Origin of the sequence: Oscillibacter sp. 1-3, from assembly GCF_000403435.2 — a bacterium.
Lineage (GTDB): Bacteria > Bacillota > Clostridia > Oscillospirales > Oscillospiraceae > Oscillibacter.
This window is the reverse complement of the sequence record NZ_KE159707.1, coordinates 518,164-532,560: the sequence shown is the minus strand read 5'-3', so window position 1 is coordinate 532,560 and position 14,397 is coordinate 518,164. Positions and strand designations below refer to the sequence as shown.

Below are 14,397 nucleotides of genomic sequence, written 5' to 3'. Positions count from 1 at the left end.
AAAACGCCCAAACGGTGGATCTTTTTCTGCCACTCTGCGTTAAATGTTCTTGCCGGGCGTCAGCCCGCCTGCGTCCTCCGCCTTGTCCTGCAATCCCCGTCCTTGCTTCCTTTTTCTCATTATTTTCGGGAACCGCTCAAAACAGCCCCACCTGATTGGGCAGCACATCTCCGCCGATGCCGCGCAGCTGCTGAACATTCTCCTCCCACAGAAGGTCCGCGATGGCCATCTTCTGGATAATGTGCTTTACCGTGGTGTCCAGAGCCGTGCCCTCGCTGTAATCCGCCGGAAAGATGAAATCCACCCGGCCTTTGGCCAGCAGGTCCTCCACCCCTTGGCGGTTTCCCTCCTGATACACGGCGATGGCCTGGCCGCCGTAGGCCCGCATCATCTTCATGCAGGGCACGTCCGAGAGGCCGTCTCCCATGTAGACCATGTTGGTGAAGGGCACCCGCTTGCTGTCGTCGGGCATGGAGTCGTTGAGGGTCTTGTCATCGGACACATCCAGCACGCCCTTGTTGATCCGGTAGACAAACTGGGTCTTGGCGGTAAAGTTCACCGCCAGCTTGGGCCACACCGGCACGCCGTTTTCGTCATAGTAGAACTCGCTGGCGTAGATCTCCTTGAACTCGGCGCTGATGGAGGAGCCCTCAATGATCTCCCGCAGGCCCGAGGAGATGATGTAGTGCTCCACCTGGACGCCCAGCGTTGTGCCGTAGTCGTTAATCCGGCAAAACCAGTCCTCCACGCCGGGGAAGAGCACAATGTCCCGCCCCTTGTCCACCAGGTCCGCCCGGGTGAAGGGGAGGCGCTTTCGCTCCGCCTCCCGGAGCATGGTGTACATATAGGCCAGAATCCCGTCAATGCGGTTGCGGCGGCCGAAGCCGTTGGCCTCCGCCCAGAACTCCGCCGGGGTCATGCCCAGGCTGGGGATGAAGGCGTAGTTCTGCATATCGGTGGTACAAAGCGTCTTATCAAAGTCGTACAAAAAAGCGATAATGGGCCGCTGCTTTGCCATAGCGGTTCCTCCCTTTGGAAAAAGCGGTTCTAATTTCATTAGAACCGCTTTTTGAGAAGATTATAGGATTCAAAATTGCTGATGACTGGGGGGACAGGGCGCCCAGGGAGCGTCCCCTGCAGGGACAAAACCGTACAAACGGCTGCAGGGGACCGCCGTTCTTAGCGGTTCGTTGTCCGTCAATTTACAGATTGTGACAGGCCCTGTTTATACATGGCGGAATGCCCCGGCGGCGAGGGATTTTTTTCGCCGGGCAAGGCGGAAGGAGATCCGCCAGTTGGGCATTCTGCCGCTTTTCCAACACGGCCTATGTTCCGCTGGTGTAGTTAGGGCCGAATTTCAGGTCGTCCAGCTTGTCGAATTTGATGCGGCGGGTGGCCTCCAGCGGCTCCGCCGGCTCCTTGGCGAAGGGGTCTCCCTCGGGATAGGGGTCCTCCTCCGGGACGGGCGCCGCCGCAGGCGGAATCTCCACGGCTCCGGGGGCGGACACGGGCGGGGCCGTATCCTCGGCCTCCGCCGGCTCCGGGGCGGGCGTCTCCTGGAAGGAGGCCGCCGCCGCGGGCTCCCGGATCTCCTGGACCGGCGCGGCCGGCGCGGAAATGGGCAGCTGGGGGAGCTCCTCCAGGAATTTCAGCTCCTGATTGCACACCTTCTGGACAGCGGAGATGAACTGGGCCAGCTCCCGCTGTCCCTGGCGCAGGCGTTCCTCCGCCGCCTCCACCTCCCGCTGGATCTGGGCGATGCGTTCGCGGGCGTCCGCTTCCGCCTGGGCCAGCAGGTTGTCCCGCCGGGCCTCGGCCTCCCGGACGATGGAGTCCGCCATCTTCTGGGCGGTGAGAAGGGTGGCGCGCATGGAGTCCTCCGTGGCGCGGTAGTCCTCCACCTTTTCCACCAGAACCTTCATCTTGGCTTTCAGCGCCGCATTTTCCTTGTACAGCGCCGTGTAGTCGTCGGTGAGCTCGTCCAAAAACTCGTCCACCATGGTCATGTTGTATCCGCCCATGAACCCCTTGGTAAAGGCGTGGGAGGAGACTTCCTGCGGTGTCAGCATTCCAGCAATACCCCCTGTCGGCGCTGCTCTGTTCTCTTAAAAATACAGCCCGTTGTTCTCCAGTTCGTCGATGAGATCGCCCTCAATGTCCACGTGGTAGGGCGTGATGATGTATGTATTGGCGGCCACTTTTTTGATCTTGCCCTCCCCGGCGTAGGCCACACCGGAGAGAAAGTCGATCAGGCGGCGGGCGATGTCCTTGTTGGTGGACTCCAGGTTCAGCACCACCGTCCGCTTGTCCTTCAGGTGGTCGGCGATCTCGGAGGCGTTTTCAAACCGCTCCGGCTTCACCAGCACCACCTTCAGCTGCGTGGTGGCGTGGATGTTCACCACTTTGTTCCGGCGGTCGTCGTATTTATTGCGGCGGTCCTCGAACTCGTCCCTGCGGACCGGTTCTTCAAATTCCTCAAAGTCGTCGTCCTCATCCTCATAGGGATGGGTCCATTTTTTCAGCTCGTCGATAATGCTCATGGCAAAGCCTCCTCAGTGCGCTTTGAGCGCAAGATCGTATTCCAAAGCCCGCCCCGGGGCGGCTTCGCGCCGGGCGAGAGACGGCGGTCACAGGGTGTAGTCCCGGGCGCCGAAGATGGCGGTGCCCACCCGGACCATGGTCGCGCCGGCGCGGACGGCGTCGGCATAGTCGCCGCTCATGCCCATGGAGAGATACTTTAGTTCATTATGGAACAAATTCTCGTTGATGTCAACAAAAAGTGTATGAACTTCCTGAAAATAGCGCATATTGGCCTCCCGGTCCGCGTCCGCAGGGGGGATGGTCATCAGGCCCCGCACCTGCACATGCTCCCGGGACAGGGCGGCTTCCGCCGCCGCGACGGCGTCCTTGGGGGCGAAGCCGCTCTTGGCCGCCTCGCCGCCGATATTCACCTCCAGCAAAATGTCCTGCCGCAGCTCCAGCCGGGCGGCGGTCTTTTCAATCTCATCCAGCAGCTCCAGAGAGCCCACGGACTGGATCAGGGACACGTGTCCCACCACCTTATTGACCTTGTTGCGCTGGAGATGGCCGATGAAGTGCAGCGGCGCGCCGTCGTAGGCGTTCTCCGAGAGCTTTTTCACCATCTCCTGAACCCGGTTTTCCCCCAGGGCGTCGATGCCGGCGGCAATGGCCTCCCGGCAGGCGTCTGCGCCGTTCATCTTGCTGGCCCCTACCAGAAGGATCTCCTCCGGCCTCCGGCCGGCCTCTCTGGCGGCGTCCGCCAGCTCCGCCCGCACCCGGGCGATATTCTCCGCAATGGACATAGACGTTCCAATCCTCTCTTTTTCAGCTGATTTCTTTATTCTCCTACAACTTTTCCGTCGTATAGATCTCTGGCCGTGACGATGACCTCGTCTCCGGAGCGGAAAATTCGCTTCTTCTCCGAGGAGGCGGGCCGGACCAGCACGAAGCCCTCCCCGCTGTAGAGCACCGTCACCGGCTTGAAGACGGCCTTCACCCCCACCACACAGTACACGCCGGTGGTCTGGACCTCCTGGGTCCCCCCCTCCCCGTCGGAGACGGGCCAGGGCACTACCCGCAGCGCCTCCTGGGGCACCCGAATGCCGGTCATGGTGTTCAGGATGATCTCCGCGCTCTGCTGGCGCAGCAGTGTCAGATGGGCCAGGTCGTATTTTCCGTGAAAGACCACCACGGACCGCCCGTTTTCCTCCCAGCCCACGGACTGAACGGTCACGTCCAGGTCCCGGGCCACGTCCTTGGAAAACCGCAGGGAGATGCTGCCGGCCTCCTGGATGTCTTTGATCTCATTGGCGCGCAGGGCGGCGGCGTAGTACCAGCTGTCCCCCAGGATCAGCTTACCCACATGGGAGCTGACGGCGCTGTCCGGCTGGACGGCGCTGAGCTGGGAGGGGGACATCTCCTGGATGCTCTCCGGCGTCAGCACGGCCTCATAGCCGTCCACCACCGCGGAGTACAGTCCCGACACCGGGGCGCTGATCCGCCGGGTGGACCCCGCCGACTGACGGCGCAGGTCCCTGAGCTCCTGCCGCAGGGACTCCAGCTGTTCGTCCAGGTCGCCGCCGGAGTATGTATAGTCCCGCTTCATCACCAGGGCCCGCAGCTCGCCGCCGCGGCTCTCCACGGTATCCAGCCGCCCGGCCGCCAGGGCGGCGCGCACCGCCAGCAGGTCCTGGGCAATCTGGCTGTCCAGCTTGGCGGAGGCCTCGTAGCTGAGAGAGGCGCTCTGGACATACTCCAGCTGTTCGATTCTGGCCTCCAGGGCGTCGATTTCGCTCTGCCGGTCCAGGGAGGCGCGGTCGGCGTAGACCGACGCCACCGCGCCTCCCGCGCTGACCCGCTCTCCCTCCGCCCGGGCCAGCCGCAGCAGGCCGCTGTCGTTGTCCTCCAGCACCCGCTCGCTGCGCACCACGTAGCCCGAGGCAGAGATGGTCTCGTCCACCGTATAGCCGTAGGCCGCGGTGGTGGTGAGGGGGTCGTCCAGATAGCGCAGGGACTGGTAGCCGAAATAGGCCGCCACGCCCAGGCATACCAGCAGCATCAGTATTCGTGTGGCCAGTGAGGTACTCTTCATAGGAGGTCTCCTTAGAACCTGTATTTACAACTGTTGAACGCTGTCCCGGCGGTCTTTTCCCGACATACCGCGTCGCCTTCCCCGGCCATACGTCATATGGCCAAGGAAAATCTCCCTGCCTGGCGGAAAAATTCCAGAAAATCCTGCATCCTCCTGCTGTGAATACAGGGCCTTGCGCAGTGGTGCTTCGGGGGCTGTCAGCCCTCTGTCTCCGCCAGCTCCACGGGTCTTGCGGGAGCGATGGTGGAGATCGCGTGCTTGTAAATGACCTGCTGCCTGCCGTCGCTGTCCAGAACCACCACGAAGGCGTCAAAGCCCGTGATGACGCCCCGCATCTGGAAGCCGTTCATCAAAAACATGGTGACCGGGAGCCTGTCCCGCTTGGCCCTGAGGAGAAAGATGTCCTGTAAATTGGCTTTTGTCTGCATACTGTCCGCTCCTTTTTCTTTCGTGGCGGACAAATCTATGTACGGTCCGCCCTGAACCTAGGATACGCCAGCGGCGGACAGGATTTCCGTCGAAATCCGTAGGGCTTTCGCAAAATCCCGCTTTTTTTCCCAATAGATCCAGTGGATGGCCGGATTTCGCCGCAGCCAGGTCAGCTGCCGCTTGGCGTACTGCCGGGAGCGGAGCTTTACCTCCGCAATGGCCTCTGCCTCCGTGCGCCTGCCCTCCAGAACCCCCAGGAACTCCTTGTAGCCGATGGCCTGCATGCAGGTGGCGTCCCGGGGAAGGCCCCGCCCCAGCAGGGCGCGGACCTCCTCCAAAAGGCCCCGCTCCACCATGGCGTCCACCCGGCGGTCAATCAGGGCCTTCATGTCCTCCCGGTCGGCGAACTGGAGGCCGATCCACACGGCGTCGTACCGGGGCGGCAGGGCGCGGGTTTCCTCGTTGTGGGCGGTGATGGTCTTCCCCGTCTCCAAATAGACCTCCAGGGCCCGGAGGATGCGCTTTTCATCCGACGGATGCAGCCGCTCCGCCGCATCCGGGTCCGCCTGCCGCAGCTCCGCCAGGAGAGGCCCAATGCCCTCCCCATCCAGCCGGGACTGGAGCTGCCGCCGGACCTCGCCCCCGGCGGCGCCTGGGGCGAAGCCGTGGCCCCTGACCACGGCGTCCAGCCACAGCCCGGTGCCGCCTGCCAGGATGGGCAGCTTCTCCCGGGCCAGAATACCGTCAATGACGGGAATGGCGGCCTGGGCGTATCGGGCGGCGGACCACTGCTCGCCGGGGTCCGCCACGGCGACCATGTGGTGGGGAATCCCGTCCATCTCCGCCTCGGTGGGGGCGGCGGTGCCGATGGTCAGCCCCTTGTAGATCTGCATGGAGTCGGCGGAGACCACCTCGCCGCCGTACCGCTTTGCCAGCGCCACTGCCAGGGCGGTCTTGCCGCAGGCCGTGGGGCCTACGACGCAGACGATTTTTCGTCCCATGTCAGAACTCCCGCGCCAGAGCCCGGGCCCTGGCGCAGGCATCCTCCATAATGGCCGGAGCCTGAGAGGGGTCCAGGTCCAGGCCCCCGGCAAACACGTGGTCAAACCGGGGAATGCCGAACATGGCGGCAAGCTGCCTCCAGTAGAGCACGCCAAGGCTCTCCGGCCGCTCCAAATCGCCGCCGGTGGTGAGATAGGCCAGCCGGGAGGCCCGGCAGTCCCCGTGGCAGCCGTCGGACTCGTAGTGGTAGGTCAGGCCGTTTGCGGAGATGTGCTCGATGTAGACCCGCAGGACGGCGGGGAAGCTCAGATCCCAGAAGGGGGCCGCGACGGCGATCCTGTCCGCCTGCTGGAACTGCCGGGCCAGGGCGAACACCGGAGCGCCGAACTCCCCCGCTTTGGCCAGGGCGTCCCGCCGGTCCAGGGCCTCCGGAGTGAAGGGCATGATGTCCAGCCGCTCCAGCGCCGCCGTCTCGATTTCCGCCTCCGGGCGGGCCGCCCGGAAGCTCTCCAGAAAGGCATCCGCCAGACGGCGGGTCCGGGAGGCCGGGCCCCGCTGGCTGACACAGGCGTCAATCAATAAAAGTCTCATATCAATCCTCACTCAATGCGGCGGTGATGACGGGGATTTCCGCCCGGTCCGGCAGGGGCTTGGTCCCGGCGGACATCGTGTTTTGACGGCAGCGCTCAGTAAACCGCCGGTCTTTTTTTGCCATTTGGAGTTCCTCCTGTCTGAGATGGGTGTGATTGAGTGGCGGATAGCTGAATGGGGGCAGGCAGTTGTTGGGGGAATGGCCTGCACAGGGGGCAGGCCCCACAAATCAGTGCCAGTTTCTCCGGGCCGCCTGTACCACTTTGTCTGCAGACCTTCCAGCAAGAAAATGGAGACACAGAACATACAGTCACAAAAAATATGGCCACAGAAAATATAGACACATAGTGGGATTGTCATCTTATAGGAGCAGGGAGCTTCCCTGTGGGGTCCGCACCCCTGTGCGGGCCATTCCCCAAGCCTCCCTAAATCTCCCGGTACCCCAGATCCCCCAAAGAAGGGCCTGGGATCAGGCTCTCTTAAACATCTTCTCCAATTCATACCGGGTCAGCTTCACCGCCACAGGCCGCCCATGGGGACAGTATTTCACCTCGCCGCTCTGCACCTTTTCCACCAGCACCCGCAGCTCTGCGGGGTCGCTGGTCCAGCCGCCCTTGATGGCGGCCTTGCAGGCCATGGTATGCAGCAGATTCTCCCGCCGTTCCTCCGCCGAGCGGCCTGTCCGCAGGTTCTCCGCCAGCTCCTCCAGGGTGGCGGAGATCTCCGCCGCGTCAAGGTCCGCCGGAACCTCCCTCACCAGCAGGGCTCCGCCGCCGAAGTCCTCGCAGCCAAAGCCCAGCTGGTCCAGCAGGGGCAGATTGTCCAGCAGCAGCGTGCCGTCCTCCCGGCTCAGCTCTGCCGCCAGGGGCTGGAGCAGGGTCTGCCGCATGGGCGGGACCTTGGCCGATTTCAGCCGGTCGAAGTTCACCCGCTCATGGGCGGCGTGCTTGTCGATGAGGTAGACGCACCCGTCGGCGCTCTCGCAAACAATGTAGGTGTTGAGCACCTCCCCGGCGAGCCGCCAGGGGATCTCCTCCGCCGGCTCCAGGGTCTGCTGGCCCTCCGGCCGCTCCGCCGGGATGGCGGGCACGGAGGGACGCCGGGGCGCCTGCGGCGCTGCCGGGGGTTCCGGGGGCCTGGGCGGCGGAGCGGCGGGCGTCTCCCGCAGAGGGGGCCGGGAGACCACCGAGGGCGGCGCGCCGAGGCTGCCCCCGCTGGGGACGGCAGGCGTTTTGCCGGAGGTGCGGTAGGCCGTCCCGCTCTGGCTGTCGGAGAGCTTCGCCGGGGCCTTCCACTCCGTATTCCAAACCGGACGGGCCTTTTTCTCCGCCGCCGGGGCGGGCCCGCTCCCCTGCTGGCGGTAGGTTTTGGCGTCCATGGCCTGGAAGAAATCCTGCCGGGGATTTACCGCCGTGTCCGCTGCCGGGGCCGGGGCGGACACCGGGCCGCCCTGTCTCTCCAGGCTGTCCAGCACCGTGTGGTACACCGCGTCAAAGACCTCCCGCTCCCGGGCGAACTTCACCTGGGTCTTGGCGGGGTGGACGTTGACGTCCACGGCGGAGACCGGCAGCGTCACGGACAGCACGCAGCCGGGAAACTTGCCCTTCATGATCTGATTGCGGTAGCCCTCCTCCAGGGCCGCCGTCAGCAGCTGGGACTTGATGAACCGCCCGTTGACAAAGAAGATCTGCATGGACCGGGAGCCCCGGCCCTGGAGGGGAGCGGTGACAAAGCCGGCCACGGCAGTCTCCCCGCCCCGGCCCTCCACCGGCACGAGATCCCGGGCAAAGTCGCGGCCCAGGGCCGCGTAAACGGCGGAGTCCAGCTTCCCGTCCCCGGGGGTGTGGAGTGCCTCCGTGCCGTCCTTGGTGAACTTGAAGGAGATGTCGGGATGGGACAGGGCCAAATGTTGCATGAGGCCGGCCACGGCGGCGGTCTCGGCGCTGTCCTTGCGCATGAATTTCAGCCGGGCGGGGGTGTTGAAGAAGAGGTCCCGGACGGAGATGGCGGTGCCCTCCGGGGCACCGGCCTCCTCCACGGCCGCCGGTACGCCGCCCTCCAGATGCAGGGAGGCGCCGCTCTCCGCACCTCTCTGCCGGGTGAGGATCTCCACCCGGCTGACGGCGGAGATGGCCGCCAGGGCCTCTCCCCGGAAGCCCAGGGTGCCGATGCGCCCCAGGTCCTCCGGCGCGCGGAGCTTGCTGGTGGCGTGGCGGAGAAAGGCGGTGGGCAGTTCCGATTGGGCGATGCCGCAGCCGTTGTCGGTGACCCGGATCAGCCCCATGCCGCCCCGGCGGATCTCCACCGCCACGGCGGAGGCGCCAGCGTCGATGGCGTTCTCCACCAGCTCCTTTACCACGCTGGCGGGGCGCTCCACCACCTCGCCGGCGGCGATCAGGTCGGCCACATGGCTCTCCAATTGGCGGATATGGGGCATGGAAATACCTCCTTGCGCATGGACGTTGAAAATTTGAGAAAATCATCTAAAAAAGGGTGCCTGCGCCGGGGAAATGGCCTGCACAGGGGTGCGGGCCCCACAAATCAGCGCCAGATCCTTCTGCCTGTACCACTTTGTTTCTGTAGGGAAATGTCAATTGGGGGGCGCTGTGAGATGTACTGTCCGGAGGGGCAGGCGTTTTTTTCGCTGGGGCCTCAGCGGGCCATTTCCCCGACCCCCAATTCGCTCTCGTGTCCCCCCTGTTAAGGCATGGGGTTCTCCTGCATAATTATTCTATGCCAGGCCTCTTTTCTACCCATACATTGGCTGCCGTGTCCTTTTCCAACACAAGATCATCTGCGTCCTTACCCCGGTCAAAATATATTTTTCTAGAGGACTCGTCTAATTTGATTTCAAAATGATTTTTTGATCCGATACTGCTGTTCAATCCACCAAAAGCGCAGTAAAACGAACAGTATATTGCATCATCAGCCTTTTCGGCTTTAATAGCTCTAATATATCCCATAGAACCGGAAAGTGAAGTTTCTATGGTAATTACAGATCCATCCTCAGAAACAGAAAAGTCCTGTAAATAAACGTCTGCTCTCGTTTCAAACCCAGATAATGCAAACAGTACCCCAGCCATAATAAAAATTAGAATTATGATAAGTGACAAACACTTCCTCATATTGAGTTTCATACCTCTTCACGCAATGGCATTCACCAGGTTTTACCGGGAACACGAAGTCGAGTTGGGACTTCCCCAAAGCCTCTCACAGCAGTACCGCCGCAATCAGGGGAATGGTGACAATGGACGCCGCCGTGGTCAGCAGTGTGGCCTGGGCCATGCACTCCTTGTCCCCGCCGTACTCCAGGCACAGCATACTGCCGTTGACGGCAACGGGCATGGCCATCTCGATGACGGTGATGCCCAGCAGCAGGGGCGCTGTCCCCAAGGCCCGGAGAATGACAAACAGCACTCCCGGCAGCGCCAGCAGCCGCAGAACAGAAAGACACCAGAGCCTGGGGGATTTGAATACCTGCCCGACAGGCAGTCCCGCCAGCAGCGAGCCCACCACCAGCAGCGACAACGGCACCGTCACATTTCCCACAAAGGAGAGGCACTCCCCCACAATGGCCGGGGGGCGGAGGCGGGTCAGGGCGAAGAAGAGCCCCAGGACGGCGGCGACGGTGCAGGGGGTCAGCATCTGCTTCCACTGGAAGCGCTTTGCCCCCACCAGCATCAAAGGTCCCAGGGTGTAGGACAGCAGGTTGAAGGGCATGGCCAGAATCACGGCGTAGAAGAGGGCCTCCGGGCCGAACAGCGCCGTGGCCACCGGATAGCCGATAAAGGCGATGTTGCCGAAGACCAGGCCGAACCGCCACACGCCCTTCTGCCCTGGCGTGCCGCCCAGAAGGCGGGGAGCGGTCAGGGCGAAGACCATCTCCAGCAGATAGAAGACCGCCGCCACCCTCAAAACGGCCAGGACCTCCGCCAGCTCCGGCAGGGTGTCCCCGGTGATGACCGCCGCCACGATCATGGCGGGCATGGTGATATTCAAAACGACCTTGGAGAGCCGCTGGTCCGTCTCGCCGTTGAAATATTCCAGGCGGCGGGCCAGAAAGCCCATGGCCATGGCGAACAGGATTACCAGCATCTCGCAGAGGGTGTCAAAAAAACTCATGGTATCTCTCTCGATTCTCTTAATAAATTCAGCCCATCATGGTCCAGATGGACAGGGCGTTGGCCGATGCGTGGAGGGCTATGGAGGCCCACAGCGTGCCGGAGTGCTCGTAGGCCCAGGCCAGCACCAGTCCCGGCACCAGGTACTGCACCATCAGCAGAAAGTAGGTGATGTCCCGGTTTACCACGGCGAACTGCCACACGTGGAGGAGGGCGAACAGCAGACAGCTCGTAAGATACGCCGCCGCCCGGCTCCGGCCCTTGAGATTGCCGAAGACCAGTCCCCGGAAGAGGGCCTCCTCCACAAAGGGAGCAAGAAAAATCACAATTACCAGCGTCATATGGGGCGCGCCGTCGGCGCGGGCGGAGATGGTGATGTCGTTGAGGTTGGTACGGGTGCCCACCGCCATGTGGATCAGGCGGTAGGCCAGCTCGTTGAGACCGTACAGGGCCACCAGGCCCGCCAGCACGGTTTTGACCGCGCCGTCCAGATTGTCCAGCAGCCGCTGGGAGGTCCGGGCCAGAAAGCCGTGGAAGATAATGACCGTCACGGCCAGAAGGATGTAGTAGTAGATCAGCGTCTCCATGTCGCTGGAGAGGGTGATTCCCAGCAGCAGCTCCGCAAGGCCGAACAGCGGCTTTGCCGCAAAGGGAAGCACAAGGAGATAAACCGCGAAAAACACCGTTCCAGCGATCTGCTCTCCAGACGACATATAGGCGCCGTATTTTCGCTTTTGCATGATGATCCCTCCGGGGTATTGGGTTTGGGGTTTGATGGAGCCGGCTGAGAATGGGGATACAGCCTCTGAAAGCTGGGGGATTGGGGGGATGGCCTGCACAGGGGTGCAGGCCCCGCAAATCAATACCAGGTCCGATTGAAGTCTGCACCACATTGATTTTACAGGGGGGGTTCTAAGGCAGGGGGAATACAGAGGGATGCCCTTTCTTTGGGGGCGGCCCCTATGAGAGCTTTTTTTTCAGCTCATACAGCAGCCCCATGGCCTCGATGGGCGTCAGCGTATCCGGCTGGCAGCGGCGAAGGGCGTCCAGCACCTCCCCCTCCCCCAGGGCGTCCAAAGATACCTGGTCCGCCTCCCGGCGGGGGGGGGGCGTATACTGTACTCCGTTTTCGGCCTCCAGCTCCGTCAAAACCTCCCGGGCCCGCTGGAGCACCTTGTCCGGCAGTCCCGCCAGCTTGGCGACCTCGATGCCGTAGCTGCGGTCCGCGCCGCCGGGGATGATCTTGCGCAGGAAGATGATGTCCTCCCCCCGGGTCTTTACGGCGATGTTGTAATTCACCGCGCCGGGGAGCGTGTTCTCCAGCTCCGTCAGCTCGTGGTAGTGGGTGGCGAAGAGGGTTTTGGCCCGGGTCTTCTCCGCGCAGTGCTCCAGCACCGCCCGGGCGATGGACATGCCGTCGAAGGTGGAGGTGCCCCGCCCAATCTCGTCCAGAATCAGCAGGGAGCTTTTCGTGGCGCAGCGGAGGATGTCGGAGACCTCCGTCATCTCCACCATGAAGGTGGACTGCCCGGCGGAGAGGTCGTCGCTGGCGCCGATGCGGGTGAAGATCCGGTCCACAATGCCGATATGGGCATGACTGGCGGGGACAAAGCTGCCCATCTGGGCCAGCAGGACGATCAGGGCCACCTGGCGCATGTAGGTGGACTTGCCCGCCATGTTGGGGCCGGTGATGATGGAGACCCGGCCCTCCTTCTCCCCCATAAACGTGTCGTTGGGCACAAAGAGGGTGTCCTTGAGCATCCGCTCCACCACCGGGTGCCGTCCCTCCCGGATCTCAATGACGCCGGACTCGTCCACGTCCGGCCGGCAGTAGCCCCCCCGCACCGCCACGGCGGCGAAGGAGCACAGGGCGTCGGTCTCCGCCACGGCGGCGGCGGCCTTCTGAATGCGGGGCGCGGCGGCGGAGATCTCCTCCCGCAGCCGTGTGAAGAGCTCGTACTCCAGGGCCACCACCCGCTCTGAGGCGGTGACGATCTCATGCTCCAGGTCCTTCAGCTCCTGGGTGATGTAACGCTCCGCGTTGGCCAGGGTCTGCTTGCGGATGTAGCCCTCCGGCACCTGGCCCCGGAAGGAGTTGGATACCTCGATGTAATATCCGAAGACCTTGTTGTAGCCGATCTTCAAAGAGCGGATGCCGGTTTTTTCCTTCTCCCGGGCCTCCATCTCCGCGATGACGCCCTTGCCGCTTTTCAAAATATGGCGCAGGCGGTCCACCTCCTCGTGGAAGCCGTCCCGGATGAAGCCGCCCTCCCGGACGGAGAAGGGGGGCTCGTCGCAGATGGCCTCCGCCAGGTGCGCGCCGATGTCGTCCAGAGTGTCCAGCTCCCCCGTCAGCTCCGCGAGGCGGCGGTCGGAGAGGGCGGAGAGCTGCCCCCGGATCTCCGGCAGCTTCCCGATGGCGGCGCGGAGGGAGGCCATGTCCCGCCCGCCGGCGCTGCCGTAGACGATGCGCCCTAAAAGGCGCTCCATGTCCCCCAGGCCCGCCATGGCGGCGGTGAGCTCCTCCCGGACGATGGTACTCTCCACCAGGGCGGCCACGGCGGAGTTCCGCCGGTGGATGGCGGTGACAGACAGCAGCGGCCGCTCCAGCCAGCTGCGCAGGCACCGCCCGCCCATGGGGGTCTTGGTCCTGTCCAGCACCCAGAGGAGGCTTCCCCTTTTCTCCTTGTTCCGCAGGGTCTCCGTCAGCTCCAGATTCCGCCGGGCGGACAGGTCCAGCTCCATGAACCGGCCCTGCTCATAGTAGTCCAGGTCGTTGATGTGGGAGAGGTCAGTTTTCTGGGTTTCGTATAAGTAGCTCAGCAGTCCCCCCAGGGCCATGGCGGCCGCCGGGGTGCCGGCAGGCAGGCGGGAGAAGGCCTCGTCCCCGAACTGCTTTCGGATGTTTCGCTCCGCATCGTTCAAAAGAAAGCGGCGCTGGCCGCCGTTTTCCACCCGGCAGTGGAATTTCTCCCGCAGGACCTCCGTCAAAGCGGCCTCGGCGAAGGCGCCGTCGTTTAAGATGGCCTCCGCCGGGGAGAAGCGGCCCAGCTCGTTGACCACATGCTCCGCCCGGTCCTTTCCGGTGAAGCTGGTGAGGTGGGCCTTGCCGGTGGTGATGTCGCAGAAAGCGGCTCCCGCGGAGCGGGAGTCCATGTAGATGCCGCAGATGAAGTTGCCGGCCTTATCGTCCAGGCACGCGGCGTCGATGACGGTGCCGGGGGTGACTACCCGGATGATGTCCCGCTTCACCAGGCCCTTGGCCGTGGCGGGGTCCTCCATCTGCTCGCAGATGGCCACCTTATAGCCCTTGGCGATGAGACGGGCGATGTAGGCCTCGCTGGCGTGGTAGGGCACGCCGCACATGGGGACGCGCTCCTCCTCCGGCTTTGCGTGCTTGCCGTGGTCCCGGGAGGTGAGGGTTAAATCCAATTCTTTTGACGCAAGGCGGGCGTCGTCCTCAAACATCTCATAGAAGTCGCCCAGGCGGAAGAACAGGATGGAATCCGGGTTTTCTTTTTTGATCTCCAGATACTGTTTCATCATGGGGGTGAGTTCTGCCATGGCTGCGCCTTCTTTCTGTCAATTACTGCCCAGTAGGCGGGGGATGCCGCCCCACGGGGGCGGGACGGGGGGGCGCGC

Annotated in this window: 14 protein-coding genes; all 14 read right to left on the bottom strand. The window is 63.4% G+C overall.

Annotated elements, in window-relative coordinates; translation table 11 throughout:
- Positions 1-136: 136 nt before the first annotated feature.
- Positions 137-1,018, bottom strand: coding sequence for an HAD family hydrolase (locus C816_RS09060; RefSeq protein ID WP_016322092.1), 882 nt, complete (start codon positions 1,016-1,018; stop codon positions 137-139).
- A gap of 307 nt (positions 1,019-1,325) precedes the next feature.
- A complete protein-coding gene (locus tag C816_RS09055) occupies positions 1,326-2,069 on the bottom strand; it encodes a DivIVA domain-containing protein (protein ID WP_016322091.1) in 744 nt (247 codons plus the stop codon).
- A gap of 36 nt (positions 2,070-2,105) precedes the next feature.
- A complete protein-coding gene (locus C816_RS09050; protein WP_016322090.1) occupies positions 2,106-2,540 on the bottom strand; it encodes a cell division protein SepF in 435 nt (144 codons plus the stop codon).
- A gap of 87 nt (positions 2,541-2,627) precedes the next feature.
- On the bottom strand, positions 2,628-3,323 hold the full coding sequence (locus tag C816_RS09045; protein WP_016322089.1) for a YggS family pyridoxal phosphate-dependent enzyme: 696 nt from the start codon (positions 3,321-3,323) through the stop codon (positions 2,628-2,630).
- 35 nt (positions 3,324-3,358) lie between these two features.
- Entirely contained in the window at positions 3,359-4,612 is a 1,254-nt protein-coding gene (locus C816_RS09040; protein WP_016322088.1) for a biotin/lipoyl attachment domain-containing protein, read from the bottom strand.
- A 197-nt stretch (positions 4,613-4,809) separates the two neighbouring features.
- Positions 4,810-5,040, bottom strand: a complete 231-nt coding sequence (gene hfq / locus C816_RS09035) for an RNA chaperone Hfq (protein ID WP_016322087.1) — start codon at positions 5,038-5,040, stop codon at positions 4,810-4,812.
- Positions 5,041-5,097: 57 nt separating this feature from the next.
- Positions 5,098-6,042 (bottom strand): tRNA (adenosine(37)-N6)-dimethylallyltransferase MiaA, encoded by a 945-nt coding sequence (gene miaA / locus C816_RS09030; protein WP_016322086.1) that lies wholly within the window; start codon positions 6,040-6,042, stop codon positions 5,098-5,100.
- Position 6,043: 1 nt separating this feature from the next.
- The gene (locus tag C816_RS09025) at positions 6,044-6,634 is read right to left on the bottom strand and encodes an NAD(P)H-dependent oxidoreductase (RefSeq protein WP_016322085.1); all 591 of its coding nucleotides are present in this window, start codon (positions 6,632-6,634) and stop codon (positions 6,044-6,046) included.
- Position 6,635: 1 nt separating this feature from the next.
- Positions 6,636-6,758, bottom strand: coding sequence for a hypothetical protein (locus C816_RS25320; protein WP_016322084.1), 123 nt, complete (start codon positions 6,756-6,758; stop codon positions 6,636-6,638).
- A gap of 345 nt (positions 6,759-7,103) precedes the next feature.
- Complete coding sequence (gene mutL, locus C816_RS09020; RefSeq protein ID WP_016322083.1) at positions 7,104-9,071, bottom strand: DNA mismatch repair endonuclease MutL; 1,968 nt, start codon at positions 9,069-9,071, stop codon at positions 7,104-7,106.
- 289 nt (positions 9,072-9,360) lie between these two features.
- Positions 9,361-9,717: a hypothetical protein gene (locus C816_RS09015; protein WP_207636911.1), complete on the bottom strand. Its 357-nt coding sequence runs from the start codon at positions 9,715-9,717 to the stop codon at positions 9,361-9,363.
- 127 nt (positions 9,718-9,844) lie between these two features.
- Positions 9,845-10,756 carry an AEC family transporter gene (locus C816_RS09010; RefSeq protein WP_016322082.1) on the bottom strand — a complete coding sequence of 304 codons (912 nt, stop codon included), beginning with the start codon at positions 10,754-10,756 and terminating at the stop codon, positions 9,845-9,847.
- Between the two features lie 28 nt (positions 10,757-10,784).
- Positions 10,785-11,495: a CPBP family intramembrane glutamic endopeptidase gene (locus tag C816_RS09005; RefSeq protein ID WP_016322081.1), complete on the bottom strand. Its 711-nt coding sequence runs from the start codon at positions 11,493-11,495 to the stop codon at positions 10,785-10,787.
- 220 nt (positions 11,496-11,715) lie between these two features.
- Positions 11,716-14,319 carry a DNA mismatch repair protein MutS gene (gene mutS, locus C816_RS09000; RefSeq protein WP_016322080.1) on the bottom strand — a complete coding sequence of 868 codons (2,604 nt, stop codon included), beginning with the start codon at positions 14,317-14,319 and terminating at the stop codon, positions 11,716-11,718.
- Positions 14,320-14,397: the final 78 nt, after the last annotated feature.

What these genes read in the sequence shown, in the direction of transcription:
- C816_RS09060 (WP_016322092.1), bottom strand. Translation starts at nt 1,018, where the DNA reads ATGGCAAAGCAGCGGCCCATTATCGCTTTTTTGTACGACTTTGATAAG.
- C816_RS09055 (WP_016322091.1), bottom strand. Translation starts at nt 2,069, where the DNA reads ATGCTGACACCGCAGGAAGTCTCCTCCCACGCCTTTACCAAGGGGTTC.
- C816_RS09050 (WP_016322090.1), bottom strand. Translation starts at nt 2,540, where the DNA reads ATGAGCATTATCGACGAGCTGAAAAAATGGACCCATCCCTATGAGGAT.
- C816_RS09045 (WP_016322089.1), bottom strand. Translation starts at nt 3,323, where the DNA reads ATGTCCATTGCGGAGAATATCGCCCGGGTGCGGGCGGAGCTGGCGGAC.
- C816_RS09040 (WP_016322088.1), bottom strand. Translation starts at nt 4,612, where the DNA reads ATGAAGAGTACCTCACTGGCCACACGAATACTGATGCTGCTGGTATGC.
- hfq (WP_016322087.1), bottom strand. Translation starts at nt 5,040, where the DNA reads ATGCAGACAAAAGCCAATTTACAGGACATCTTTCTCCTCAGGGCCAAG.
- miaA (WP_016322086.1), bottom strand. Translation starts at nt 6,042, where the DNA reads ATGGGACGAAAAATCGTCTGCGTCGTAGGCCCCACGGCCTGCGGCAAG.
- C816_RS09025 (WP_016322085.1), bottom strand. Translation starts at nt 6,634, where the DNA reads ATGAGACTTTTATTGATTGACGCCTGTGTCAGCCAGCGGGGCCCGGCC.
- C816_RS25320 (WP_016322084.1), bottom strand. Translation starts at nt 6,758, where the DNA reads ATGGCAAAAAAAGACCGGCGGTTTACTGAGCGCTGCCGTCAAAACACG.
- mutL (WP_016322083.1), bottom strand. Translation starts at nt 9,071, where the DNA reads ATGCCCCATATCCGCCAATTGGAGAGCCATGTGGCCGACCTGATCGCC.
- C816_RS09015 (WP_207636911.1), bottom strand. Translation starts at nt 9,717, where the DNA reads ATGGCTGGGGTACTGTTTGCATTATCTGGGTTTGAAACGAGAGCAGAC.
- C816_RS09010 (WP_016322082.1), bottom strand. Translation starts at nt 10,756, where the DNA reads ATGAGTTTTTTTGACACCCTCTGCGAGATGCTGGTAATCCTGTTCGCC.
- C816_RS09005 (WP_016322081.1), bottom strand. Translation starts at nt 11,495, where the DNA reads ATGCAAAAGCGAAAATACGGCGCCTATATGTCGTCTGGAGAGCAGATC.
- mutS (WP_016322080.1), bottom strand. Translation starts at nt 14,319, where the DNA reads ATGGCAGAACTCACCCCCATGATGAAACAGTATCTGGAGATCAAAAAA.